Consider the following 25,150-nt stretch of genomic DNA (forward strand, 5'->3'; position numbering starts at 1 on the left):
ACCGCAAGGGTCGCCAAACGGCTATATTTTTTCGTGTTGCATAACACTAAACGCTGTGCTAAGATTTTTCAATGAGAAAATTTTGCGACACTGTGCGAGAGCTTCGCCAAGCACAGAATCTTAGCCTAAGAGAGACGGCTTCTATGTCCGGTATTTCCCCGGCATATTTAAGCCGGATAGAGCGTGGAAAAGAGCCACCTCCTAGCCCAGCGGTGATTAAGAGTATCGCCAAGGTGCTGGCTGCTGATCCGGATGTATTATTCCGCCTCTCCGAGTCCACGGATCCAGAAATATCCCATTATCTAGTCAACAATCCCTGTGCGGTTCGCTTGCTCCGCCTTATTAGCGATCAAAATTTCACCGACCAAGAAATTGGTAAAATTTTAAATTTCGCAGAGAAACTAAAGAAAAACTGAGTTATGCAACTGTCTCCAAGCCTGCTTTTGGGCAGTAGTGAAACCTCTTATCCCTCCAATACTCTCTTCCCTGATAGTCATGTTTTCAATCTCGGCTCAAGTCGGATTTGCAGATTTTCTAGGGCATCATGTGCAATATTGGAGTCCATGAGCTGCTGTAGATACTCGAGGAGGTCATCCTGCCGGGGTTGACCAAATGCAAGCCGGTAGACAGTCAGGCTGCGCTTGAGCCAGCCCAGCCGAGTAACCTCACGGCTGAAGGGAAGCATTGGTACGCGCCGCTCGACTTTCACCGGACCTTCGTAGATCCAGTAAGGTACCAGGTCAGTTTCTATATCTGATTCCGCTCGCGCGTGGTCGAACATAACCGCCCAAGGATCGAATGAAACGCGCCTGCTCCCCCGAATTGTATCCCCCTTCCGCTGGGCAAGATTCAGACGAACAGCGTGGCCCTTAAAGCGGTGGACCCGTCCCTCACGCTGCTCCAGGTCCACCGGATTGCCCGGGAGATTCCAGTGGTAGACACGATAGCAGTAGGGATGGAAATCTAGGCCTTCCTGGCCGACTGAGGTCGTGGCCAGCACAAAGGGCCGAAACGGGGAGTTGAAGGCTTCGCGCACGCCTCCGACCCGAGCAACCGCCCCTTCCTCGTCGCGGTAGTCGGCTAGGCGCATCGCAAAGCGTCCGCGCATTTGGAACTTGTCGATCTTGAAGCCCTCTGCTGTGCGCTGCAGGTCGTCTACATCAATCTGCGAAGGCCGAATGGACAGTGCTCTGACCATCGCATTCGCTACACCTTTAGCCCGCTCGGTTGACGGATGTGCACCCAGCCCTTCAGCATCAACGAGATAGTGTGTGTACTCATCCAGTACCGCCTGTAGGTTGTGCTCAGCGCAGTAGGTGAGCACCCGGTGCCAATAGCGATCGTCGGTGCCCCGGCGCAGGAGCGCCACAGCGTCTCGCTGATTCAGCAGCGTGCGAAAGCCCCAGCCGATCCGCGAGGCCGCCTCCAGCAGAGCCGGATCGTCCCAGTCGAGATCAGGCGCGATCCGATGAAGCGCTCGCAGCCCACAGATGGCGGGGCTGCCAAGGGCCACGTCCACAAGTAGGTCAACAAGCTCGTCCGATAGTGGTCCGATACTGGCCTGCGCGGATACCGTATCGAGTTCATCAACGTGCTCACGGAATGCGTCCTCGGCAGCCAATGCTGACAAACCCGTTGCACTGATCAGCCATGTCGTAGCGTGCGATCCTTTTAGTCGATCTAACAGGGCCGGCACCGCCCAGTTGATTTCGCGCCCTTCGTGATCCGTCGGCGCCGTTGTCTGGTGCGGTGTCAGGGCGCTCCGTACTTTCTCCGCAAGCCTGGCTCGCATGGCCTCCAGCGACAGCATCTCCTTGTGCCCTGCAAACAGCACCAGCGGATCAGTGATCCTGGCCAACTCCGGCGCCGGATACAGTAGCATCAGAGTGCGCAGGCCAGTGAGTCGGCCCTGCTCTTTGCGAAATCGCAATGGCATGCGCCGGTGACGGTCAAAGTAGCGCTGGCTAGCTTCGCCCGCGTTCATACGCCGCTCTGCCTCGTACGTGAGCAAAGCGGCGATGGCATCGGGTACCATCTGCCACTCTGAAAAGACCAGAGCCTTGGTCGGTCTCTCGGCCCGCTTGAGGCCGTAGTAGGGCAGTGCGGGTGGAATCCACAGATGCTCTTCAAGCCGTTGGTCGAACATGTCGTGCATAAGCGCCCGCATGCGGGCGTTTGCAGGCTCGAGCCGACGATAAGTGTTGAGCGCTCGGCGGTTTAGCAGCGCAGGCTCCACCTGCTTTATAGCGGCAGTAAGCGCGGCGGATGGGGAGTCGAGCGCTTCACGCAGTAAGCGCTTGAGACTGTACTCGCGCATGAAGTTGAGCAGATAAGGCGCCGACTTCCAGTACTCGACGATCTCGGGGGCATCAAGGGCCTGCGCGACACCGGACACTACGGCGGCCTGTTTCAGATCGGCCGGGTCTACCAAGACCTCAAGCGCAGGCTCTGTCACCATTGAATCGCGTTGCTGGGTGCTGCTGACCCGCTCGGTGCGTGCTATGACCTGGCGAAGCTTCTTCTCGACGCAGCTCCGCCTCTCGACGGCGGTGTCGTAGGATTCGGGCAGCGCATGCAGAGATTGCCTGAAGGCACGCAATTCTTCGTCCAATTCGGCAGCCAACTGCTCTCCTCGCTTCTGACCGAATAGGAAACCCAGGGTGTCGATAAAATCCTGATAGTGGTCGCCGTCTTCTGCAGCGTCATCGGCGAGGGTGAGCATTCGGTAGGGTGTGGCAGAGAGGAGCAGAGTTCGAGCTGCGTTTCCCCCCCGGTCAGTGTAGTCGAACAGCTCTCGCGCCAGCTGAGCGGCATCGCTCTTGCCGTGCAGAAGCTCACGGAACCTCTGAAACTCATCCATGATGATAAGATCGGGCTGTAACGCGTCGACACAAGCGTGGGAGAGCTTGACGCGCAAACGCGCCACCAGATTGTTGCGTGGCTGAGTCAATTCGGCCGGATAGTGCTTGCGTCGACGCGGGAATCGTTCACACATATACTTCAGATCCTCTAAAAGCGCCGGGTCCGCCTGTACCTCGCGGCGGAAGCGGTCGATGATTTGAGGATCGATGCCTGTAAGCGTCAAGTTTTCCACCTCCCGGTTCCAGCCATTCACGCCCGCAGTGACCTGCAGCAGATTGTGCAGACCGCGCCGACGCGAAACGAGCGGTTCCAGCAGATGGAAAAGCAGTGCCCGCTCTTGGACCACGCCTGTTGCAGAGCGTAGGTCGAAGGTGGTGCCTGGAGTGAGGCTGATGAAGTTGACCTTATTGGCCTCGAGCCCGCAGCCGTTACGCATCTGCAGCGGCACCAACGTCATGCGTGTCGGCAGCGCGAGCTCCTGGCGACCGAGGACGTTCAACCGGTTGATGTTCTGCGCCGCGATAGCCTGATTAGAGCAGATGTAGAGGATGTCGATCCGCTTCGTTCTGTCCCACAGGTGCTCGATCGCACGGGCTATGACCCCACGCGCGACCATGGTTTTGCCCAGGCCCACTTCGTCGGCTACTAGGAATTGCCGTGTTGGGTCAGATGCGCCGTAGAGCCGCTCGAAAACGTAGTTGACGGTCCTCCGTTGGAAGGCTTTCAGCGGCGCCAGGGCGGGCGCTGCGCAAAAGGGCTCAACTGGCATCAGTACTCTCCTTGGCCTTAAGCGCGACGCGGAAAGTCTCCCATAGGGTGCGAAAGTCGGGTGGAATTGGGTTCGGACCGCCCGCCTCCGCAGAGTCCAGCCGGGAGATAAGCCGCTCGATGGCCTGAAGCTGCTCTCCCCCACGACACAGGGCACGGACCATTTCCTCCAGCAGTGGCATGTCATCGGCCGCTGCGCGCCAGCCACCAGCGCCTTTATCGGTCTGGGCGGCGAGTGCTGCGGCGAAGGGCTCGCCCAGTTCAGCCAGCAGCAGCTGCAAGTAGCGTAGGAAGGTCTCCTTGCTGTCGATGACCCAGCGCATGATAGCGCCGTGTCGCTCGGCCGGCAGGCCCGCGAGGTCAAAACCGGTGCTGAAAAGGACCGACGAGTCGGTCGCCGCATCCATAAGACGGAAGGCCATGAACCGGGTCAGATCGATCAGTGGCATTGCCCCTAAGTCTACCGGTCGCCCGGCACACAGGGCTTCTAGGGCCTCACGCCTGTGCCCTTCGCCGCGGGTAATGGGCCAAACAGCTAGTGCGGACATGCTTTCTAGGGGCAGCGGTTCGGTGGGTACGAGCCGCACCGACCACAGGGAGTCAGCGGTGTCGCCGGTCTCGGCGGGCTGACAGTGCAGCGTGAGTTCGCTGCGGCAGAGACTGCGCCGTGCCTCTTCAAGGCGTGCTTCGACGGCCCGCCGCTCCGGGTCGGGGGCGGCGAGTTCGCCCGGCCTAAATTCACGCGTCAATCGGCCAAACCCCTGGGGGCCCATAATTTGCTCCACGCTTCCTACGCGGGAGCGTCTGCCCGTCAGCGTGGCGAAGAGCTCAACATTGCGTCCTGACAGTAGGGCCGGACGCGTCGCGTTGCCAGAACCTACGGTGATCGAGGTATCTCGGCCGGATTCGGCGATGAACGCCTTGGCATGCAGCCCTTGCAGTGTTTCTGTTTCTGCTTCCGCTTCTTCTCCGTCTTCCGTTGTGGCCATCTCATCGAGCACGGCCGCCTGTGCAAACTGCGCCAGGGTGTCCGGTGACAACGCTGCAAGTTGATCACTGCGGCTGATCAGTCTAGGTGGTTCCCGATGCGGAAGGCTGGCCAGCAGATCCAAGGCCGCATCGTCACAGAACGGTGAGATTACACCCAGGCGCGCACAACGGTCAGGCTGCCAAGGCTTGCCACCTAGACCGTTGACGGCGAATGAAACGCTGTCGAAGGGCTCAGGGATTGACCACTCCGCCCGGCGGATATCCTCACTCAGTTGCTCGATAAGAGCACGCGTGTCCTCGTCGACGGCGGCACAAGCCGAGTCAGGTAGTTGGCGGATGAACTGCGCGAGGGGTCGGTTTCCACGGCGCGGGCGTCGCGAGATCGCTCCATCAAGGGTCAAGGCAATATCCCACGAGCGGTCACAGGTGAGGTTGCGCGACAGAACCAGAACGCGTAGACGGGGGGGCTCGTTGGGTTGTACCGGTGTGAACCGTAGCGCCCACATCTTGGGATGGAAGGCTCCGCCCTGGGGGGCGGTGACTTCAATGATGGTACGTTCCAGCAGACTGCACAGACGTGAATGTGGAGCGCTGCTTGCCAGGATCCTTCCGGCGTCGGTAAAAATGGCAAGTCGTCCGGCAATACGCTCGGCACCTTCGAGCAAGGCCAGCGGGTGCCGTAGGATCTCATCACGGTTCTCAGCCGCGAAAAGCGCCAGGCTGACCGGAGCTGCGAGTGCAGTCTCGAAATCGAGCGAGAAGGTAGTCGCTACCGCAGCATCGAAAATGTAGCCGGGCGGAGCCTGTAGATTATCTCCATAAAGAACACGCTGCTCAGGGTCGAGGCTCGTTTTAGCCGGCATAGGCAAGGTCCCTTAGATGTGATTTTGCCTGAGACCACCGGAAAGACAACCGATCCGCCCCCGAGGCGCCTGTCCAGCGGTCCCGCACCGCACGGTTGGAAAAGCGCGACTGGCTCGATTTCAGTCGGCGTTCACGTTCTTTCACCAGTGACCGGGCGGAGGCCGATGCGCTGATTCTCCCGGCTCCCAAAGCCACTTGTTCAAGCCATTGCACCACGAACCGCCGTGTGGCCGGGCGAATGTTGTGAGCGGGGTGCTCTACTGTCTTCCAAAAATCGTCGGGTGCCCAATCCTGGATATTCTTGTGATTGATGCCATCAGCCCAGTCTGCAATTCTTTGTTGATAGAAGCTTACCCAGCCATCATGCTCGCGAAGCTCGCTGAGCTGGAGGTTATACAACAACGAGGCACCATGCATGACAGCGGAGAATCTATCGGCTTGCTTGACCAAGTTTTGAGCCTTGCCGGGAAAGTCACTCCGTTGAGGGTGCTCCCAGATGTAGTCACACTCGGCTTCAATCCGGTATTGAGCCAAGTGGGTCAGCAGCGAATTGGGCTGCTCCGATATAAGCCGATCAACGATGAACCCAGCTTCATCGTTGGTCAGGTGGAATGTCGTACTGTCCAGCAGCTTGGGAGGAGCCGGGGGCAGTGCCTTTGCCCATAGTCGTTGGCTGCTTATTGCCTCAGCGCTCGTTACAGCTTCATCTTGCGTATGACGGGTACGGCGACGCAGGAGGCCCGTGAAGTAGCTTTCAATCGAACCGGGAAACAGGCGTATCCCCCAAGCACCCAGTCCAGCCCAATATACAGAGCTGGGCAGACGTTGTAGCTTCACCCCGGCTTCGCGCCCGATGATCCCTCGTATTTCGCCGCCGTTTTTCAATGCCTCCACCAGGCGAACCTCAAGCGTCCTTGCCTCTGCCTTCAGTTGGCTTGGTGTGCCTCCGCGCTGCTCCAGGGATTGGTATAGCCAGGGCACGAATAGCATATAGCGCAGTCGGGTCTGGATCGTGCTGGTGCCAGGAAACAGGTGATCAGCGATAGAGTCGCGGATGCTGCCGAGTCCCAGCTCATCACGGCTTTCACGCTCTTGGAACAGCGCCATAATTCGTTGCGCACGCTGGCGCTCTGCCTCATCGAAGTCAATCCATGCTAACGATGACATCGGCCCTCCGATCTGTTGAATTCTTCTGTCCGGCCGTCATCGAAAGCCGGTAATTTGCCAGGTATGGCTGGACGATTACGGAAACTAGTTGATAGCTGTAAGACCTCATGATCTTTGATGGCTTGATCTGGCAGTCACCCACTTGGTCTTAACTAGGTCAGGCTACGCAGCCGTACACGCAGGGTCTCCGGCTGGCGTAGCCACTCATGCAGCGTTTCGGGGTGGTGGAAGGCAAACAGCCGACGAGAGCCCCGGGGACGAGACCTAATTCTGCAACCTGCGCGATCCCAAGCCGCGCTCTCGTAGTGAGAGACGAGCCGCTGCTCCCAGTGTGGCCAGTGCTCAGGCAGCTGAGCCACGTACTTGGCTGACTGCCCGGCGACGCCGCTAAGGGTCACCCCGGCCTTCTTGGCCTCGATGACCCCAGCCGCCTTGCCGTCTATGAACAACAGGTAATCGCAGTAGCCGGCGGGCAGGTGGAACTTCCGCACGGCCACCCCCAGCGCTGCCTGTCGGTCGAAGTCGCTTCTGTCCTGGATCAACCAGCCTGCATGGTGCAGCAGGTGGTCGATTCGGGCCCTGGCCTGCTCTTCCGGTTATTGCACAGCGTTCCCCTTCGCCCCTGTGTAGTGCATGGCCATGAGCCATAGTCGGTTTCTTGGTAGGCTGCCTTCCATGGCTGCCCCAGATCAGCCGGCGTGCTTTGCGCTTCACCTCGCACTCATCCTAACTATCATTACCCTAAGCGTACCAGCTTAAGTCAACAATACGTTACTCAACGAAAAAGGGTTGGCGCGCTGCGGCTCACGACCATTCATTCAGCTCCGGCTGGTCCCAAAAGCCCGCAGCCCCAGGCCGTACTGTTTCGTGTCGGCCTTACACAAATATGACGCTCGGTAGAATGCCGCTCGGAAGCTCTCCGCATCATCTCGGTCGATCCAGTACCACGGATTGTGTGGAACATGGATCCAAGGCTCCTGAGGGTTCCACGCTACCCCCAGCGCGCTGTACCAGGCTCGGGAGACTCGGTTAAAGAGATTTTCGTTGGGGGAGCCCACCCTGCCGGGCAGGTAATAAGCATCACGGTTGAGGACCAGGAAGAAGTGATAGTGCGGCTTGCCATTTTCTCCTACCTCACGGCACCAGACATAGCGGACCTTGGTATCCGGCGCCCAACCGGCCCGACGCTTCATTGCGCGGTCGTGCTTAATGATCGCCTTGAGCGTAGCGATGAACCGCCTTATCAGGCGCTGATGGTCTTGCAGCGTCATTCGGTCGCTAATCGCTTTAGGGATGACCGGTTCAATACGGAAAGCAAGCACTCGAGGATACTCGTCGAGGGCCCTCTGTAGCGTGTCCTGAAGCGACTGCAAGTATTCAAGCACCATCGGCACGGAATCTGGCTGGACCTCCATACCGTTGAAAGATGTGTCGTAGCTCAGGTGCAGGTTGGGGTTGGTGGGATGTCTCGTTGTCATTTCAAATCTCCAGTGGCAGGTAAACGCTCACGCCTAGTTGGTTATGGGCGCTGATAGCAGGCACGATGAATCATCCAGCTTGCTGCTGGATCCTGTGGTCTATGGATAGAATGTTCTCTGCTGTTTCTCTTGCTCTATTGGTACGGGGCTTGAGCCCCCTCCCCTTTCCTTGGATAGATTAATAATAATTAAACAAGGGTCGGAGGCACTGGTTCAGATACCAGCAATGCTGGTGGGCTGTGATGGACATGGGTAGCACAAGGTAGAATTCTGGTCTCCAATTAAATTATTCAGAAATGCTCCTATCCTCATACTGAAGCCATGTCCCGCGTTTTGATAAGATCTTGTATACAGGCATCAACTTCATCTTCCACCCAAGCCGATACCCTAGTCCCAAACTTGATCGGCTTGGGGAGCCATCCCTTGCCGATGTACTTGTAGACCGTAGACTTTGCAAGCCCTGTGCGGTCCATGACGTCATTTATGCGGATCAGTTTCTTGCTCATGTCGAACTCCTGTTTGTCCTTCATGAGATGAAGCTGTCGAGTATTTTTAATTTCATACTCTAGAATGCTCTCCATCTGATTCACGCTTATATACCCCAACCGCGAAGAGCAATCCTCCTTTCGGGATATTCCAATTCCCCCAGTGTCTCCTCACTACCGTGCAACATTCGCAGCCCAGTCAAAGCGATACCAAATTTTATAGGGGTCGAGACCTTACAGCCTGACAGCCATAAGCGACAGGGATGCTGAACCAGCACAACCTCTGGACATTCCTTTGCCAAGATGGATCATTTCAAAGCAACAGGAAAGACTGATGATCTCTCATTGTCGCCTCACTAATCGTCTACGCATCCCCAACACCTAGGGCATTTCTCTTGCATTTATATCGTCGTTGCGTTACGTTGTTGCGTATCGTGGTGACGAATCGTTGATTCACTTCGTTGTGATAGTTCGTTGTCACTGTGTTCAGCTTGGAAGACTTTTATTTAATATTTAAATTATGAGAATGAAGGAATGTCCGAACTTTCAAAATGGTTAAAACCCAGTAATATTGAGCAACACAGGTGGGCCGCCGATTACCTTTTCAGGAAAAATGTTTCACATAACCCCAACCCTCCGGACCCGCACTATTACCTAATAACGCTTGACAATAGCGCCAGCCACGACCCTGCCTATATCCTGGCCGTAAGATCCATGAAGGCTGCCTGGAGGCAGAAGAAGCTGAGAAAAACAAGAAATGGAAAAACCGAATTCAGCTTGACAATAAGCAATGGAAAAAAGAAAAAGCTGAACAACCTAGCAAAGAAAAAAGGTAAGACTCTAGGCGAAACGCTAGAGGAGCTGATAGACGACGAAGCCCAAAGAAATGAGGAATTGAGAAGTGAAATTAAAAGGCAGAAGGAGCTATCTTCTCAAAGTCTTGAATTAGCAAGAGGGGCCCATAAAACAAGAATTTACGAAATTGAAATGTACACCAATATTCTCTTATGTCTTCTAGAGGAAAATTTGAACAAAATGATCCAATACGAAATGGATGCCTTCAAGGCTAACCACTCTTCAATTCACGAACACATCGGGACAAAAGAATTTAAAGAAGAAAGATTTTTATCTGAAAGCGAAACCATAAACAAAGCCTTAAAAAAAGTCCAATCTTGGGCTCCGAAGACATTCCCACTGGATATAGTGACAAAATTAAATACAAAGCAACTAATTCACAATGGTAAATGAAAGGGCGCTGGAAATCGAAAGGACAAGACCATCCCCCTCGACATGCCTCCAGCGTGCTGCATACCTACGAGAGGGCGTCCGGGGACTGGTCAGAAACCGAAAGCAGCTATCTAACCTGACACTCAGGTGACATGCTGAGTGTCGCCATGACGTTCAGGCTAGACTGTGCTTGGCAGGGGCGGCGACTCAGGCCGCCGATAGCCACTGCGCTAGCGCTTGGGTAGAATGCCCATCACTCCACATCAAGCTACTTGCCTGACAAGGGCGGGATCACACAGCCTCAGCCAAACGGGGAGTACCCTGGGGAGTAAAGTCACGCCCGGCAGCTCAATTTTCCCACAAGCGTTTGATTGTATTATGAAAATTATTCACGCACTATTTTCAGATCCAGAACATCGAGTAGTGCAGCAATGACGGCAAGCCGGGCACTGCCCAATCGAAGGTCTGCTCCCCGCGCCATGGGGTGGATACGGTTTATGGCGCTGGCCGCCTGGCTAGCCGTACCCCTGCCGGGCTGGGGGCAGCCCTCACCCGCCGTTCCAGCCGACGGCGCGGGCGAGACGATCGTCGTCGGCGGCGATCACTACCACCCGCCCTATGAATTCCTCGACGAGGACGGCGAGCCGGCCGGCTACAACGTGGAGCTGACCCGGGCCATCGCCGAGGTGATGGGCATCGAGGTGCGCATCGAGCTGAAGCCGTGGAGCGAGGTGCGCCGCGGCCTGGAGCAGGGCGAGATCGATATCCTGCAGGGTATGTCGTACTCGGAGGCGCGTAGCGAACGTTTCGATTTCGCCCCGCCCCACGCCATCGTCCATCAGTCTATCTTCGCCCGCCGCGGCGACCCGGTGGTGGAGGTCGAGGAGCTACGCGGCAAGGAGGTGATCGTCCAGCGCGGCGACATCATGCACGACTACTTGGTCGAGAATGACATCGACGCCGTGGCGATCCCCGTGGATACCCACGCCGACGCGCTGCGAGCCCTGGCCGCCGGCCAGCACGACTACGCCCTGGTCGCCAACCTGCCGGCGCTCTACCTCAGCCGCGAATTGGGGCTGACCAACCTGGTGCCGGTGGCGCGGCCCTTCGCGCTGCGCTACGGCTATGCGGTGCGGCAGGGCGATGCGAACCTACTGGCCAAGTTCAGCGAGGGGCTGGCCATCCTCAAGAACACCGGCCGCCACCAGGCGATCTACGACAAGTGGCTGGGGCCGCTGGAGAGCCGCGAAGGCATCCCCTGGCAGAAGATCGGCCAGGTGGGCGCGGCGCTCTCCGCGCTGCTGTTGCTGATTCTGGGCGCCATCGTGATCTGGAACCGCATGCTCAAGCGTGAGGTGGCGGCACGCACCGCGGAGCTGCGCCAGCATCAGCAGCAGCTGATCCAGGCCGACAAGATGGCTTCGCTCGGCGTGCTCGTCTCGGGCGTGGCCCACGAAATCAACAATCCCAGCAGTCTGCTGCTGCTCAACCTGCCGGTGCTGCGCGACGCCTATGCCGACGCCGAGCCGATCCTCGAAGCGCACTACCGCGCCCATGGCGACTTCCCGTTCGGCGGACTGCCCTATTCGCGCATGCGCGAGGAGATTCCCGGCATGATCGACGACATGCACGAGGGCGCCCGGCGCATCAAGCGCATCGTCGGCGACCTCAAGGACTTTGCCCGCCAGGGCGGCGACGAACAGGCCGAGAGCTTCGATCTCAATGCGGTGGTGGCCACTGCCGTGCGCCTGGTCGACAACTCGATCCGCCAGGCGACCAGCCGCTTCGAGACGCAATATGCCAGCGATCTTCCGGCGCTCTCGGGCAACGCCCAGCGCATCGAGCAGGTGGTGATCAACCTGGTGCTCAACGCCTGCCAGGCCCTCGAGCAGCCCGCCCAGGGCATCCGCCTGACCACACGCCACGATCGCGCCCAGGGCAGGGTCGAGCTGGAAGTGTGCGACCAGGGCCGCGGCATCGCGCCCGACGCCATGCACCGGCTGACCGACCCCTTCTTCACCACCCGGCGCGAGTGCGGCGGCACCGGCCTGGGCCTGTCCGTTTCCGCCGGCATCGTCAGCGAACACCAGGGCAGCCTGACCTTCGACTCCCACCCCGGCCAGGGTACCCGCGTGACCCTGTCGCTGCCGGCAGCGACACCCACCGCGGCGCCGAGCGTTTCGGCCGGCCGACAGCAAGAGCCCGACACGCCATGACGCAGACCCTCTATCCGGCCTTCGGCGTCCTGCTCGTCGACGACGAGCCCTCTTTCCTGCGCAGCCTGAGCATCACCCTGGAGCGTAACGGGGGCATCAACCATATCCACCGCTGCCAGGACAGCCGCGAGGTGATGGAGACCCTGGCGCGGGAGGAGATCGGTCTGGTGACCCTCGACCTGACCATGCCCCATGTGTCGGGCGAGCAACTGCTGGCGCGCATCGTCGAAGAGTACCCCGACATCGGCATCATCGTGGTGAGCGGTTTGAACCAGGTGGAGACCGCGGTCAACTGCATCAAGCTCGGCGCCTTCGACTACTTCGTCAAGACCGACGAGGAGAGCCGGCTGGTCGAGGGCATTCGCCGCGCCATTCGCTTGCAGGAGCTGCGCCAGGAGAACCAGGCGCTGCGGCGGCGCGTGCTCGACGACACCCTGGAGCAGCCCGAGGCGTTCGCCCACATCGTTACTACTGACAAGGCCATGCGCGCGGTCTTCCAGTACCTGGAGTCGGTGGCGCTGACCCAGCAGCCGATCCTGATCTCCGGCGAGAGCGGCGTGGGCAAGGAGCTGATCGCCCGGGCGGCCCATACCCTGAGCGGCCGGCAGGGCCCGCTGGTCAGCGTCAACGTGGCGGGCCTGGACGACAACATCTTCGCCGACACGCTGTTCGGCCATCAACGCGGCGCCTTCACCGGGGCCGAGCAGCCGCGAGCGGGCATGATTGAGCAGGCCGCCGGCGGCACCCTGCTGCTTGACGAGATCGGCGACCTCAGCCTGGCGTCCCAGGTCAAGCTGCTGCGCCTGCTCCAGGAGGGCGAGTACTACCCGTTGGGCAGCGATCGGCCCAAGCGACTCCAGGCCCGCGTGGTGGTGGCAACGCACCACGACCTGGCCGAGAAGCAGCGGGCGGGAAGCTTTCGCAAGGATCTCTACTACCGCCTGCGCACGCATCAGGTCCACATTCCCCCGCTGCGCCAGCGCAAGCAGGACATCGCGCTGCTGTTGGACCACTTCCTCGCCGAGGCAGCCGAGGAGCTCGGCAGGAGCAAGCCGAGCTATCCCCCTGAACTGGCAGTGCTGCTGAGCAACTATGCCTTCCCCGGCAACGTTCGCGAACTGCGCGCCATGGCCTTCGATGCCATGAGCCAACATCGCAGCCGCATACTCTCCATGGACGCCTTCAAGCGCGCCATCGACCAGGCACCCGTGGAGGATGCTCCGGCGTCCCAGCGTCAGCGAGCCGTATTCGCCGCCGACGAACCGTTACCCACGCTGGACGAAGTCGCCGACCTGCTGGTGGAAGAGGCGCTGCAACGCGCCGCGGGCAATCAGTCCATGGCCTCGCGCTGGCTGGGCATATCGCAGCCGGCCCTGAGCAAGCGGCTGAAGAAACGCCGCAGCGAAGGGTCATAACCCTCGTTATAGTGATAACCTAGGTTATAGGAAAGTAACTCGCTGAAATTCAATGCTTTTTCCCTTTTCTACCGTATGGAGGCATGCAGGGGGTTATACCGCTTAATTCTTACTCGCCCGGCAAGTCCTGGCTTAAACAAATAAAAACAATAACTTGAGGCAAATCTCATGCTGGCATGAACCTTGCGTTAATAGCCCGGCCCGCTTCACGGAGGGCCATGTCGACAAACGCAAGCAAGAGGTTCGCCCCCATGCCAAGAACAATGACTCCCGCAGCCCCCGCACGGTCTGCAACCCCCGCCCCGCTCGCCATCGGTCGGGGGAACGCATGATGCTGGATCTGATCAACGACTTTCTCTGGAGCAAGGTGCTCATCGCTCTGCTGATCGCGGTCGGCATCGGCTTCACCGTGAGATCCCGCTTCGTCCAGTTCCGCTATTTCGCCCGCATGTTCCGCATCCTCGGCGCCAGCCAGGCGTTCAAGCGCGACAAGCACGGCCATCTGAGCTCCTTCCAGGCCCTGCTGCTCTCGGTAGCGGGGCGCGTCGGTGGCGGCAACATCGCCGGTGTCGCGGTGGCCATCACCCTAGGCGGCCCCGGGGCGATCTTCTGGATGTGGGTGGTCGGGCTGATGGGCATGGCCACCAGCTTCCTCGAGTGCACCCTCGCCCAGGCCTACAAGACGGCGCAGCCGGACGGGACCTATCGCGGCGGCCCGGCCTATTACATCGCCCATGGCCTCGGCAAGCGCTGGAAATGGCTTGCCGGCGTCTACTCGGTTCTGCTGCTGGTCACCTTCGGCTTCGGCTTCACGGCGCTGCAATCCTATGCCGTGGCCACCTCCTTCGACGATGCCTTCGGCGTACCGGTCGTCTACACCGGCCTGGGCATGGCCGTGATCGTCAGCCTGATCATCTTCGGCGGTATTAAGCGCATCGCCCGCGTCACCGAGGTTCTGGTACCGGTGATGGCCATCGGCTACCTGCTGATCGCCCTCGTGGTGCTGGGCATGAACCTGCCGCGCATTCCCGAAGTCATCATGCTGATCGTCAACAGCGCTTTCGGCCTCGAGCAAGCCGTGGGTGGCGGTATCGGCGCCGCCATCATGATGGGCGTCAAGCGCGGGCTATTCTCCAACGAGGCGGGGCTCGGCAGCGCACCCAACGTGGCCGCGGTGGCCTATGTGCCACACCCCGTGAACCAGGGCATCGTCCAGGCCTTCTCGGTGTTCATCGACACCCTGATCCTGTGTTCATGCACCGCCTTCATCATCCTGCTCAGCGGTGCCTATGACCCAGCGTCCGGCATCGAGATCGGCGGGGTGGCCCTGACCCAGGCTTCGCTGGCAGATCACGTGGGCGAATGGGGCCGCAGCTTCGTCAGCGTCGCGCTGCTGCTGTTCGGCTTCAGCACGATCCTCTACAACTACTACCTGGGCGAGAACAGCCTCAACTTCTTCAGCGAAAGCAACCTCACGCTGTTCAATGTCTTTCGCGTCGCCGTCATCGTCCTGTGCGGCTGGGGAGCCATGACCGACCTGGGCACGGTGTTCGCCTTCGCCGACGTGACCATGGGTTTCCTGGCCCTGGCCAACCTGATCGCCCTGCTCATGCTGTTCAAGCCGGGCCTGCGCATCATGCGCGACTTCGACGAGCAGATCCGGGCCGGCATTCGACATCCCGTGTTCGATGCCAGCAAGTTCTCCGACCTGGACGTCGACCCGGCCGCCTGGGAGATCGAACCCGAGGACCTCGAGCGTCTCAAGCGCCACGGAGAGGCGGCGTCACCCAGCCAGCCGGCTAAATAGCCACATGCAGCACTTCCTGTCGCAGCACTCGCCGGCCTCGTTGCATCGAGGCCGGCTCAGGCCATGCGAGCCCGGCCGGAGGGGACAGACATGCAAAGCTGGATAGAAGATATCCATGCACGCGCGCGTACACGGCTCGGCCAGGGTCGCGTTGCCAGCTATATCCCGGCGCTGGCCCAGCAGGATCCCGAACGGCTCGGCATCGCCGTGTCTACCAATGCCGGTGAGCTATATACCGCCGGTGACGCCGAGACCCCCTTCTCGATCCAGAGCATCGCCAAGGTGCTGCTGCTTACCCTCGCCCTGCGTACCCACGGTGAGACGCTGTGGCAGCGGGTGGGCCTGAATCCTTCGGGCATGCCGTTCAACTCGCTTGCCCAGCTCGAAGCCGAGCAGGGCAAACCGCGCAACCCCTTCATCAATGCCGGCGCCATCGTGGTGACGGATCGCCTGGTCAGCGCCTTCGCCACGCCGCCCAAGCACCTGCAGGACGTCGCCAGGCGGCTGTCGGGCAACGCCTCGATCCTGATCGACGACCGCGTACTGGCCTCGGAGTGGCAGCACCGCTCGCGCAATGCCGCCGCGGCCTATCTGATGAAGGCCTTCGGCAACCTCGACAATGAGGTCGACGAGGTGCTCCACACCTACTTTTCCTGCTGCGCGCTGGCCATGAGCTGCATAGATCTGGCCGTCGCCCTGAACTTCCTCGCCGCCGACGGCCACGCCCGGGCCATGGGCGAGCGCTTCGTCTCGCCAGGCCTGACGCGGCGGATCAATGCGATCATGACCACCTGCGGCATGTACGACGCGGCCGGCGATTTTGCCTACCGTGTCGGCCTGCCGGCCAAGAGCGGTGTCGGCGGCGGCATCGTCGCGGTGGTGCCGGGTAGAATGACGATTTGTGCCTGGTCGCCGGCGCTCGATGGGAACGGCAATTCGGTCGCCGCCCAGCATGCCCTGGAGCTGTTCGCCGAGGAGCTCGCTCCACTTGGGGTCAGCATGCCCCTGCGATGACCTCGAGCTGGTAGCCGGCAGCACGCAGATAACTTCTTTCCTGCTCAAGGGCGCCGAACAGCAGGGCACCGCCGGGCAGCGCGTCGGGCAGTGTGACGAGGAGAGCTTCGCCCTCGACGCCCAGGGTGACGTTATCGGGCGGGGTTTCCGGCCGGGAGTGGTTGAGTATCGCCGCCAGGCGCAGCAGCCGCGCCAGCCGCGCATAGCGCTGGCGTACCGCCGCCGGAAACTCTTTGAGCTCCTTGACGGGGAATTTGCGCCGGTGCGCACGCACCAGGAAGGCCAAGCCGCGTTGCTCGGTGCGCGAGAAGCCCGGCAGGTCGGAGTGCTCGAGCAGGTAGGCGCCATGGCGATGGAACTGGCTATGCGAGACGGCCAGTCCGATCTCGTGCAGCCTGGCCGCCCACTCCAACAGTTGGCGCTGCTCGTCGCCGAGCTGCCAGGCCTCGGCCACCTGGTCGAAGGCCGCCATGGCGCTTGCTGCCACGTTGGCGGCCTGGCGCCTGTCGGTGGCATAGCGAAGGCCAAGACTGTCCAGCGTCTTCAGTCGCGAGTCCTCGAGGGTATTACGGCCGATCAGATCATAGAGCATGCCCTCGCGCAAAGCGCCGTCCGAATAGCGCAGAAACGGCAGGTCGAAGGCTTCGAAAACCGCGCACAGCACCGCCACACCCGCCGGAAACACCCTGGCGCGATCGGGCTTGAGCCCGACCATGGCGAGGTTGTCGAGGTATCCATGGCTAATCAGCCGCTGGCGCAGCCGAAACAGCGCATCGCGGCGAATGATGCCCGCGGTGCTCCCCTCCTCAGCGGAAAGGATCGCCGCCACGTTGCGGATGGTTCCACTGGTGCCGACCGGATCCGTCCAGCCCAGCTGTAGAAACGGCTGGCGGATGCTCTCCACTTCATACAGCGCCGCCTTCTCGGCCTGGCGAAAGCGACTCTCATCGATCCTGCCCTCCGCAAAGAAGCGCTGGGTATAGGAGACGCAGCCCATTCCCAAACTCTCCAGAGCCTGGGGTTCGAACCGCTCGCCGATAATGAATTCAGTCGAGCCGCCACCGATATCGAGGATGAAGCGTCGACCATGCACGTCGGCCAGAGAATGGGCAACGCCCAGATAGATCAGGCGGGCCTCCTCGTGACCGGAAACGATTTCCACCTCATGGCCGAGCAGAGCTTCGGCGCGGGCAATCAGCGCCTGGCCGTTCCTGGCCATGCGCAGCGTATGGGTGCCGACGATGCGCAGATGCCTGGGGTCGATATCTGCAATGAACGGCGCGAACCGGGCCAGGCACTCCATGGCGCGCTGCATGGCTTCGTCGCTCAGCCTAAGGTCGGCGTCGAGCCCGGCGGCCAGCTGTACTTTCTCGCCGAGCTTGGCCGTCACCTGAAAGCGTTCGTGCTGATAGTTAGCGACCAGCAAGTGGAAGCTGTTGGAGCCCAGATCGATCGCCGCCAGGCGGCGCGGCTCGTCATGAGTCGATGGGGTCATCGGTCGCTGCATTCATCCTTCAGGGGCCTGCCAAGGCAGGCAAGAGAAACGGGGGTAGAGACGGCACTCCCGGGGGAACGGCGACAACCGCTCAGGCCTTCGCCGCATAGGCGTAGAGTAGCGTTTCCTGGGCGCTGATGGCCGGTACGCCCTCTTCGGGAACCTGCTTCACATAGCGGCCATCGGCGGTCAATACCCAGGCCTGACAGTTGTCGACCAGGTAGGTCTCCAGGTCCTTGCGTACTTGCTGTGCCAGCTTCTTGTCAAGGATGGGGAAGCAGGTTTCCACTCGCTGGAACATGTTGCGCTCCATAAAGTCGGCGCTCGAAGCCCACACTTCCGGCTTGCCATCGTTGTGGAAGGCGAAGACACGGGTATGCTCCAGGAAGCGCCCCACGATCGAGCGCACCTGAATGTTCTCCGAAACACCCGTCACACCGGGGCGCAGGCAACACATGCCGCGTATGATCAAGTCGCAGCGCACCCCGGCCTGCGAGGCGCGATAGAGCGCGCGGATGAGCTGGGGCTCGGTCAGCGAATTGCACTTGATGATCAAGTGGGCCTTCCTGCCTTTCTCGGCGTGCCTGGCCTCGCGCTCAATCATCTTCACCAGCCGGTCATGGAGTACGAAAGGCGCATGCAGCAGGGTTTCGATCACCCTAGGCTTGCCCATCCCCGACAGCTGCTGGAAAACAAGATGCACATCCTCGCACAGCCGCTCATTGGCGGTCAGCAGGCTGTAGTCGGTGTACAGCTTGGCCGTGCGCGAGTGGTAGTTGCCGGTGCCCAGATGAGCGTAGTAGCGCAGCCCCCCCTTCTCGCGGCGCACGATGTGCAGCATCTTGGCGTGGGTTTTGTAGGCCATCACGCCATAGATCACGATGGCCCCCGCCTCCTGGAGGCGGGCCGCCAGCAGCAGATTGTCCGCCTCGTCGAAGCGCGCGCGCAACTCGATTACCACCGTGACCTCCTTGCCGTTGCGCGCAGCATCGACCAGCGCACTGACGATGGCCGAATCGGCACCGGTGCGATACAGGGTCTGCTTGATGGCGAGCACGCCGGGGTCGTTGGCCGCCTCGGCCAGCAGGCTCTCGATCGGCGTGAACGACTGAAAGGGATGATGGAGCAGGATGTCGCCCTGGGCGATCAGGCTGAACAGACTTTCCTTGCGGTTGTTGAGCACCTTGGGCAGCCCAGGGATGAAGTGCTTGTAGAGAAGGTCGTGACGCTCGAAATCTCCCAGCAGCGTCATCAGCCGGCTCAGGTTAACCGGGCCATCCACCAGGTAGAGGTCGCGGGGCGCGAGGTTGAATTGGTTGAGGAGAAAGTCGGTGAGGTGGGCTGGACAATCATTGACCACCTCTAGGCGAACGCCGTCGCCGTAGCGTCGCGCCAGCAACTCGCCCTTGAGGGCAGAGGCAAGATCGGAGATCTCCTCCGTATCCACCGAAAAGTCGGCGTTGCGTGTCAGGCGGAACTGATAACAGCCGATGATCTTCATGCCGGGGAACAGCTCCTCGGCATGGGCATGAACCATGGACGAAAGAAAAACGAACTCGTCGCAGCCCGGGCGGCTCAGATGCGCGGGCAGGCGGATCAGGCGCGGCAGCGGTCGCGGTGCAGGCAGGATCGCCAGCCCGCCCTCGCGGCCGAAGGCATCCTGACCCTCTAGCTCGACGATGAAGTTCAAGCTCTTGTTGACCAGGCGCGGGAAAGGATGAGAAGGATCGAGCCCGATCGGGCTGATCACCGGCATGATCTCTTGATCGAAATATTCCCTTACCCACTCCCGCTGTGGTGCGGTCCAGTTCTCTCGGCGCAGGAAAAAGATGCTCTGCCGGGCAAGCTCGGGAATCAGCGTCTCGTTGAGAATCCGGTACTGACGTTCCACCTGCTCATGCACCACTCGCGAAATCTCGTCGAGCAGCTCCGTGGGGCGCATGCCGTCGCTCCCCACCTCGTCGGGATGCAGGGCGATATGGCGCTTGATACCGGCCACGCGTATCTCGAAGAATTCGTCCAGGTTGGAAGAGAAGATGAGCAGGAACATCAACCGATTGACCAACGGGTGCGACATGTCCAGCGCCTGTTCAAGCACGCGGATATGAAACTGCAGGGTCGACAGCTCACGATTGAAATAGAGACTGGGAGACTTCAGGTCGAGCTCGGAAGAGGCAGGCTTGGCCCGTACACCGGTACGGGTGTGATTGATCCGCAGGGGCGGTTCGTCATGCGTCTCGGCAGCGGACGCCACAGGCTCGGAGAGCGCTATCGGTGCCGCCTCCTGGCTTCGCTTCTCCTCCATGGTGATCTCTTCTTCGGACATGGCCCCTCTCCCCGCTGCAACTCCGCCACCCGTCGACATGACACGCCGGAGTTCTTGATCGACATTGTCGGCAGCATACGAGGCACTTGTGACATGCTGATGTCCGCCAGGCCGGGGGAGCGGTACTGAGAAGCGTGTTGGAAGAGTCTCGCTGGAACGTATTCGAAGAGTTTCACTGGGAGAAGGTGGGTAGCCCCTGCAGCGCGCCGGGGTTTCATGCGATACTTCGCGTTTCCTGCAGCTCCATCACTCGTCGCCAAATCAGGGACGCATGCCCATGTCTGAAGGTACCCTTTTCATCATTTCCGCGCCTTCCGGCGCCGGCAAGACCACCCTGGTGCGCGAACTGATCGAGAGCCTCGACGGCATTCAGGTCTCGGTGTCGCATACCACCCGGGCCCGGCGGCGTGGCGAGGTGGACGGCGTCAACTACCACTTCGTGGAGGTCGATGAGTTCGAGGCAATGATCGCGCGCGGCGAGTTCTTCGAGTATGCCCGCGTATTCGACAACTTCTACGGCACCTCGCGGCCGGCGGTGGAGGCCCTGCTCAATGCCGGCCAGGACGTGATCCTCGAGATCGATTGGCAGGGCGCACGCCAGGTCCGAGAGCAGATGCCCGATGCGGTATCGATCTTCATCCTGCCGCCTTCGCGCGACGAGCTGGAGCGGCGCCTGGCCAGCCGCGGCACCGACGAGCATGCCACCATCGCCCGGCGCATGCGTGACGCGGTCAGCGAGATGTCGCACTATGACGAGTATGACTACCTGGTAATTAACGACGACTTCACCACCGCCCTGCGCGAGCTGCAGTCGCTGGTGATCGGCCGGCGCCTGAGCCTGGCCCGGGTGCAGGAGACGCATGGTCCGCTGCTGGCGGCGCTATTGTCATAACCCAGCCGCAGGCGCTTGTCATGACCCCAGCCACAGGCGCTTGTCAGAGCCGCCGGGCGTCGAGTAATCTAGTCTGTCCTGTTCCATCCTGGATTGCCGTTGATTGGCTAATCCCCAAACGCTTTCGGAAGCCCCCATATGGCGCGTGTCACCGTCGAAGATTGTCTGGATAATGTCGAAAATCGCTTCAAGCTGGTGATGATCTCCACCCAGCGCGCTCGTCAGCTCTCGCGCGGTTCGCGCGACGCCCAGCTGCCGTGGGAAAACGACAAGCCCACCGTGATGGCGCTGCGCGAGATCGCCGCCGGGCTGGTCGATCATACCGTGCTGGACGAGCCGATCGAGGCGCCGGTCAGGATTCGCCGCGAAGGCGAACCGGGCATGTCCTTCGAGGAGTAAGGCTGTCACCAAGGCGCGCTAATGTTCACCATCGACGACCTGGCCGACAGACTCGGCGGCTACCTTCCTCCCGACGAGATCCAGCAGGTCAAGCGCGCCTTCTACTATGCCGAGCAGGCCCATGACGGCCAGCGCCGGCGTTCCGGCGAACCCTATGTGACCCACCCTCTCGCCGTGGCCAATATCCTCGCCAACATGCACATGGATCATCAGAGCCTGATGTCGGCCATGTTGCATGATGTGATCGAGGATACCGGCGTCTCCAAGGAGGCGCTCGCCGAGCAGTTCGGCAAGCCGGTGGCGGAGCTGGTCGATGGCGTCTCGAAGCTGACCCAGATCACCTTCGAGGACAAGGCCGTCGCCCAGGCCGAAAACTTCCAGAAGATGGTACTGGCGATGTCGCGCGACATCCGCGTGATCATCGTCAAGCTCGCCGACCGCCTGCACAACATGCGCACCCTGGGCGCCCTTCGCCCCGAGAAGAAGCGCCGTATCGCCCGCGAGACGCTGGAGATCTACGCCCGCATCGCCAGCCGCCTGGGCATCAACACCATTCGCGTGGAGCTCGAGGATCTCTCCTTCCAGGCGCTGCACCCGATGCGCGCCGAGCGCATCAAGCGCGCCGTCTCCAGCGCTCGTGGCCACCGCCGCTCGGCGATTCGCCAGATCCAGAATGCCCTGCAGAGGAGCCTCGACGACGAGGGCCTGCCGGGCACCGTGGTGGGCCGCCAGAAGCACCTGCTGTCGATCTACAAGAAGATGCGCGACCAGCGCAAGCCGTTCGCCGAGATCATGGACGTGTTCGGTTTTCGCATCATCACCGAGGACGTCGACAGCTGCTATCGCATCCTCGGCGTGGTGCATAACCTCTACAAGCCGGTACCGGGGCGCTTCAAGGACTACATCGCCATTCCCAAGGCCAATGGCTACCAGAGCCTGCATACCACCCTGTTCGGCAGCGGCGGCATGCCCATCGAGGTACAGATCCGAACCCGCGAGATGGAGGCCATGGCCAACAACGGCATCGCCGCCCACTGGCTCTACAAGGCTGGCCAGACCGACCATCCCATCGCCGAGGGCAGCCACGCCCGCGCCCGCGAGTGGGTCAAGGGGCTGCTCGAGATGCAGCGCCACGCCGGCGACTCGCTGGAGTTCATCGAGCACGTCAAGAACGACCTGTTCCCCGACGACATCTACGTGTTCACGCCGCGCGGCGACATCATGGAGCTGCCCCAAGGCGCCACGGTGATCGACTTCGCCTACGCCGTGCATACCGACATCGGTAACAGCTGCATCGCTTGTCGCATCGATCGCCATCTGGCGCCGCTCTCCACCCGCCTCGAGAGCGGGCAGACGCTGGAGATCATCACCGCACCCGGGGCGCGGCCCAACCTGGCCTGGCTCAACTTCGTAGTCACCGCCAAGGCACGCTCGGCGATCCGCCATGCGCTCAAGCACCAACAGCACACCGAAGCGGTGCAACTCGGCCGGCGCCTGCTCAACAAGGCCTTGGCCGATTTCGAGACCAGCCTGGAGGAGCTGCCGGAGAATGTGTTGCCGGAGCTGCTGGATGAGCTGTCGCTGAGGGGCGAGGAGAGCCTGCTGGAATCGATCGGCCTCGGCACGCGGGTGGCCCATGTGGTGGCACGCCGCCTGGTCGACCTGCTCCATGGCGACTCGGCCGAAGCCAGCGAACGTGTGCTCACGCCTCAGGGACCCATCGTAATCAGTGGCGCCGAGGGCATGGTGATCAAGTTCGCTCGCTGCTGCCACCCGCTGCCGGGCGACCCGGTGGTCGGCCATCTCTCGGTAGGCAAGGGCATCGTGGTGCACCGTACCGAGTGCCGTAACCTCGACGAGCTGAAGAACGATCCCGACAAGCTGTTCGCGCTGGAGTGGTCCGATCAGATCAGCGAGGACTTCCCGGTGGCGCTGCGTATCGAGATCGAGAGCCGCCGCGGATTGGTCGCCGAACTCGCCAGCCTGGTCACCGACGCCGACGCCAACATCGAGCGTATCGGCATCGAGGAGCGTGACGCCCGCCTCTCCATCGTGCATCTGACCCTGGCAGTACGCGATCGCGTGCATCTGGCGCGCCTCATCAAGCGCATCCGCAACCTGTCCCACGTCGGCAAGATCACCCGCGTAGGCAACTGAACCCGTTTCGACCCGTTCGCCGCCGCCCGCGGCGGACGGGTTTTTCATTGACCCTTGCGACACAACGCGAACATCACAAGGAGAGCGTCATGAGCAACAAGGCCGTCATCAATACCGAAAAGGCTCCCGCCGCCATCGGCCCTTACTCCCAGGCCATCAAGGCCGGCAACACCGTTTACCTTTCCGGCCAGATCCCGCTGGATCCGGCCACCATGGAACTGGTCTCCGATGACTTCGAGGCCCAGGCACGCCAGGTCTTCACCAACCTCAAGGCGGTATGCGAAGAGGCCGCCGGCTCGCTCGGCGAGATCGTCAAGATCAACCTCTACCTGGTCGACCTGGGCAACTTCGCCATCGTCAACCAGGTCATGGAGGAGTTTTTCGCCAAGCCTTATCCGGCCCGCGCCGCGGTGGGCGTGAAGGCGCTACCCAAAGGGGCGCAGTTCGAAGCGGAAGCGGTGATGGTGATAGGAGATTGAGGCAAGCGTGCGCCTCTTTCTGGCCCTGATGCCGCCGCCTGCGCTGCGAGAGCGGCTTGGCGAGCTGGCGGATACTGCCCATGCCCGCTGTGGCGGGCGCCGCATGCCCGATGAGAGCCTGCACCTGACGCTGGCCTTTCTCGGCGACGTGGAGGAAGCGAGCGCGGCCGAACTGGTCGAATGGGTACAAGGCCTCACCATCCCACCCGGCGAGTGGCACCTCGACTGCTGGGGCGGCTTTCGCCGCCCCGGCATCGTCTGGGTCGGCGCTCAGGCAGCCGACCCGGCCCTGGTGCGGCTGCAAGGGCAGTTATGGGGCACCCTCGAGCCGCTCGGTTTCGGCACGCGCCCCGCCAAGTTCGTTCCCCACGTCACTCTGCTGCGACGCGCTGCCACACTTCAGCTGGAAGACCTTCCCCCCATTGAGCTGCCATGGTCCTATAATCAGCTTGAGCTGATTGAATCGACTACGGATGAGCGAGGTGTCCGATACCGGAGCCTGGCCATATCGCAGGGCTGAGCCCAGAAGAAGAAGTGCGACCAATTGGCGACCCGTTATTGGCGAGCAAGAAAGTGGAGGGGGAGTGTTCCGGATGAAGCGCCAAGCTGCAAGCCTATGCGCCGGCCTGGCCATGGCCGCCAGCCAGGCCTGTCTGGCCGATCTTTACGTGGCAGGTGGCATTACCAGCGAAACGGCCGCCGCCGCTCGAGTCGAATTCGACACCATGATTGGCCTCGATCGCCTGCATCCGCAGCTCGACCTGCGCCTGGCCACCGGCCTGCTGCTGCTGGAAGGTGACGAGAGCGACGAGAACGCCGCCTGGCTGCTCACCCCCATGCTGCGCTATACCTTCGCCGGGGAGCGTAAAGTCTTCGTCGAGGGGGGTATCGGCGCTGCGATTTTTCTCGACGCGCGAATAGGCTCACGAGACCTTTCGACGGCTTTCCAGTTCCAGGATCGCCTGGCCCTTGGAGGCTCGATAGGGCCTGGCGAGCTTTCATTGAGCTTCACGCACTATTCCAATGGAGGCATCAAGGACCCCAACGAGGGCATCGAGGTACTGGCCCTGGGCTACCGCTTGGCGCTGTGAGCGTCGGGCACCGAACCG

Annotated in this window: 20 protein-coding genes; 12 read left to right on the forward strand and 8 right to left on the reverse strand. The window is 61.0% G+C overall.

Going from position 1 to position 25,150, the window contains the following annotated elements:
• Window positions 1–71 precede the first annotated feature (71 nt).
• Entirely contained in the window at window positions 72–416 is a 345-nt protein-coding gene (locus tag HBJ55_RS07960) for a helix-turn-helix domain-containing protein (protein ID WP_167112842.1), read from the forward strand.
• Between the two features lie 77 nt (window positions 417–493).
• Here HBJ55_RS07960 and HBJ55_RS07965 read toward each other — a convergent pair whose 3' ends face one another.
• The 6 genes from HBJ55_RS07965 to HBJ55_RS07990 form a co-directional block, all read right to left on the reverse strand.
• Window positions 494–3,631 carry a helicase-related protein gene (locus tag HBJ55_RS07965; RefSeq protein ID WP_167112844.1) on the reverse strand — a complete coding sequence of 1,046 codons (3,138 nt, stop codon included), beginning with the start codon at window positions 3,629–3,631 and terminating at the stop codon, window positions 494–496.
• The gene (locus HBJ55_RS07970) at window positions 3,621–5,483 is read right to left on the reverse strand and encodes a phospholipase D family protein (RefSeq protein WP_167112846.1); all 1,863 of its coding nucleotides are present in this window, start codon (window positions 5,481–5,483) and stop codon (window positions 3,621–3,623) included. Before HBJ55_RS07970 ends, HBJ55_RS07965 begins: the two co-directional genes overlap by 11 nt.
• On the reverse strand, window positions 5,473–6,651 hold the full coding sequence (locus HBJ55_RS07975) for a DUF6361 family protein (protein WP_167112848.1): 1,179 nt from the start codon (window positions 6,649–6,651) through the stop codon (window positions 5,473–5,475). Before HBJ55_RS07975 ends, HBJ55_RS07970 begins: the two co-directional genes overlap by 11 nt.
• Before the next feature lie 152 nt (window positions 6,652–6,803).
• On the reverse strand, window positions 6,804–7,193 hold the full coding sequence (locus tag HBJ55_RS07980; RefSeq protein WP_206022358.1) for a hypothetical protein: 390 nt from the start codon (window positions 7,191–7,193) through the stop codon (window positions 6,804–6,806).
• A 276-nt stretch (window positions 7,194–7,469) separates the two neighbouring features.
• Entirely contained in the window at window positions 7,470–8,129 is a 660-nt protein-coding gene (locus tag HBJ55_RS07985; RefSeq protein ID WP_167112850.1) for an inovirus Gp2 family protein, read from the reverse strand.
• A gap of 308 nt (window positions 8,130–8,437) precedes the next feature.
• Window positions 8,438–8,635 carry a helix-turn-helix transcriptional regulator gene (locus HBJ55_RS07990; RefSeq protein ID WP_167112852.1) on the reverse strand — a complete coding sequence of 66 codons (198 nt, stop codon included), beginning with the start codon at window positions 8,633–8,635 and terminating at the stop codon, window positions 8,438–8,440.
• A 513-nt stretch (window positions 8,636–9,148) separates the two neighbouring features.
• Between HBJ55_RS07990 and HBJ55_RS07995 the strand changes: the two genes are divergently transcribed.
• The 5 genes from HBJ55_RS07995 (at window position 9,149) to glsB (ending at window position 16,293) form a co-directional block, all read left to right on the forward strand.
• Complete coding sequence (locus HBJ55_RS07995; RefSeq protein ID WP_167112855.1) at window positions 9,149–9,862, forward strand: hypothetical protein; 714 nt, start codon at window positions 9,149–9,151, stop codon at window positions 9,860–9,862.
• A 476-nt stretch (window positions 9,863–10,338) separates the two neighbouring features.
• On the forward strand, window positions 10,339–12,057 hold the full coding sequence (locus tag HBJ55_RS08000; RefSeq protein ID WP_240936026.1) for a transporter substrate-binding domain-containing protein: 1,719 nt from the start codon (window positions 10,339–10,341) through the stop codon (window positions 12,055–12,057).
• Window positions 12,054–13,472 (forward strand): sigma-54-dependent transcriptional regulator, encoded by a 1,419-nt coding sequence (locus tag HBJ55_RS08005; protein WP_167112859.1) that lies wholly within the window; start codon window positions 12,054–12,056, stop codon window positions 13,470–13,472. The genes HBJ55_RS08000 and HBJ55_RS08005 overlap by 4 nt, the downstream gene beginning before the upstream one ends.
• A 331-nt stretch (window positions 13,473–13,803) precedes the next feature.
• Window positions 13,804–15,279: an alanine/glycine:cation symporter family protein gene (locus HBJ55_RS08010; RefSeq protein ID WP_167113020.1), complete on the forward strand. Its 1,476-nt coding sequence runs from the start codon at window positions 13,804–13,806 to the stop codon at window positions 15,277–15,279.
• A 90-nt stretch (window positions 15,280–15,369) separates the two neighbouring features.
• A complete protein-coding gene (glsB, locus tag HBJ55_RS08015) occupies window positions 15,370–16,293 on the forward strand; it encodes a glutaminase B (protein WP_167112861.1) in 924 nt (307 codons plus the stop codon).
• Here glsB and HBJ55_RS08020 read toward each other — a convergent pair.
• Together HBJ55_RS08020 and ppk1 are read right to left on the reverse strand one after the other, a co-directional pair.
• On the reverse strand, window positions 16,274–17,788 hold the full coding sequence (locus tag HBJ55_RS08020) for a Ppx/GppA phosphatase family protein (RefSeq protein WP_167112863.1): 1,515 nt from the start codon (window positions 17,786–17,788) through the stop codon (window positions 16,274–16,276). The genes glsB and HBJ55_RS08020 overlap by 20 nt on opposite strands.
• A 91-nt stretch (window positions 17,789–17,879) precedes the next feature.
• Entirely contained in the window at window positions 17,880–20,093 is a 2,214-nt protein-coding gene (gene ppk1 / locus HBJ55_RS08025; protein WP_167113022.1) for a polyphosphate kinase 1, read from the reverse strand.
• Window positions 20,094–20,391: 298 nt separating this feature from the next.
• Between ppk1 and gmk the strand changes: the two genes are divergently transcribed.
• From gmk to HBJ55_RS08055, 6 genes are all read left to right on the forward strand, one after another.
• Complete coding sequence (gene gmk, locus HBJ55_RS08030) at window positions 20,392–21,006, forward strand: guanylate kinase (protein WP_167112866.1); 615 nt, start codon at window positions 20,392–20,394, stop codon at window positions 21,004–21,006.
• Between the two features lie 138 nt (window positions 21,007–21,144).
• Entirely contained in the window at window positions 21,145–21,405 is a 261-nt protein-coding gene (gene rpoZ, locus HBJ55_RS08035; protein ID WP_167112868.1) for a DNA-directed RNA polymerase subunit omega, read from the forward strand.
• Between the two features lie 21 nt (window positions 21,406–21,426).
• The gene (locus HBJ55_RS08040; protein ID WP_167112870.1) at window positions 21,427–23,562 is read left to right on the forward strand and encodes a RelA/SpoT family protein; all 2,136 of its coding nucleotides are present in this window, start codon (window positions 21,427–21,429) and stop codon (window positions 23,560–23,562) included.
• An 89-nt stretch (window positions 23,563–23,651) separates the two neighbouring features.
• The gene (locus tag HBJ55_RS08045) at window positions 23,652–24,041 is read left to right on the forward strand and encodes a RidA family protein (RefSeq protein WP_167112872.1); all 390 of its coding nucleotides are present in this window, start codon (window positions 23,652–23,654) and stop codon (window positions 24,039–24,041) included.
• A 7-nt stretch (window positions 24,042–24,048) separates the two neighbouring features.
• Window positions 24,049–24,561 (forward strand): RNA 2',3'-cyclic phosphodiesterase, encoded by a 513-nt coding sequence (gene thpR, locus HBJ55_RS08050; RefSeq protein WP_167112874.1) that lies wholly within the window; start codon window positions 24,049–24,051, stop codon window positions 24,559–24,561.
• A gap of 73 nt (window positions 24,562–24,634) precedes the next feature.
• Window positions 24,635–25,132: an acyloxyacyl hydrolase gene (locus HBJ55_RS08055; protein WP_167112876.1), complete on the forward strand. Its 498-nt coding sequence runs from the start codon at window positions 24,635–24,637 to the stop codon at window positions 25,130–25,132.
• Window positions 25,133–25,150 lie beyond the last annotated feature (18 nt).

The sequence above is a fragment of the Billgrantia bachuensis genome (assembly GCF_011742165.1).
Lineage (GTDB): Bacteria > Pseudomonadota > Gammaproteobacteria > Pseudomonadales > Halomonadaceae > Halomonas > Halomonas bachuensis.

Bases quoted from the DNA above. Each gene is read 5' to 3' on its own strand.
- HBJ55_RS07960 (WP_167112842.1), top strand. From the start codon at position 72: ATGAGAAAATTTTGCGACACTGTGCGAGAGCTTCGCCAAGCACAGAAT.
- HBJ55_RS07965 (WP_167112844.1), bottom strand. From the start codon at position 3,631: ATGCCAGTTGAGCCCTTTTGCGCAGCGCCCGCCCTGGCGCCGCTGAAA.
- HBJ55_RS07970 (WP_167112846.1), bottom strand. From the start codon at position 5,483: ATGCCGGCTAAAACGAGCCTCGACCCTGAGCAGCGTGTTCTTTATGGA.
- HBJ55_RS07975 (WP_167112848.1), bottom strand. From the start codon at position 6,651: ATGTCATCGTTAGCATGGATTGACTTCGATGAGGCAGAGCGCCAGCGT.
- HBJ55_RS07985 (WP_167112850.1), bottom strand. From the start codon at position 8,129: ATGACAACGAGACATCCCACCAACCCCAACCTGCACCTGAGCTACGAC.
- HBJ55_RS07990 (WP_167112852.1), bottom strand. From the start codon at position 8,635: ATGAGCAAGAAACTGATCCGCATAAATGACGTCATGGACCGCACAGGG.
- HBJ55_RS07995 (WP_167112855.1), top strand. From the start codon at position 9,149: ATGTCCGAACTTTCAAAATGGTTAAAACCCAGTAATATTGAGCAACAC.
- HBJ55_RS08000 (WP_240936026.1), top strand. From the start codon at position 10,339: ATGGCGCTGGCCGCCTGGCTAGCCGTACCCCTGCCGGGCTGGGGGCAG.
- HBJ55_RS08005 (WP_167112859.1), top strand. From the start codon at position 12,054: ATGACGCAGACCCTCTATCCGGCCTTCGGCGTCCTGCTCGTCGACGAC.
- HBJ55_RS08010 (WP_167113020.1), top strand. From the start codon at position 13,804: ATGCTGGATCTGATCAACGACTTTCTCTGGAGCAAGGTGCTCATCGCT.
- glsB (WP_167112861.1), top strand. From the start codon at position 15,370: ATGCAAAGCTGGATAGAAGATATCCATGCACGCGCGCGTACACGGCTC.
- HBJ55_RS08020 (WP_167112863.1), bottom strand. From the start codon at position 17,788: ATGACCCCATCGACTCATGACGAGCCGCGCCGCCTGGCGGCGATCGAT.
- ppk1 (WP_167113022.1), bottom strand. From the start codon at position 20,093: ATGGAGGAGAAGCGAAGCCAGGAGGCGGCACCGATAGCGCTCTCCGAG.
- gmk (WP_167112866.1), top strand. From the start codon at position 20,392: ATGTCTGAAGGTACCCTTTTCATCATTTCCGCGCCTTCCGGCGCCGGC.
- rpoZ (WP_167112868.1), top strand. From the start codon at position 21,145: ATGGCGCGTGTCACCGTCGAAGATTGTCTGGATAATGTCGAAAATCGC.
- HBJ55_RS08040 (WP_167112870.1), top strand. From the start codon at position 21,427: ATGTTCACCATCGACGACCTGGCCGACAGACTCGGCGGCTACCTTCCT.
- HBJ55_RS08045 (WP_167112872.1), top strand. From the start codon at position 23,652: ATGAGCAACAAGGCCGTCATCAATACCGAAAAGGCTCCCGCCGCCATC.
- HBJ55_RS08055 (WP_167112876.1), top strand. From the start codon at position 24,635: ATGAAGCGCCAAGCTGCAAGCCTATGCGCCGGCCTGGCCATGGCCGCC.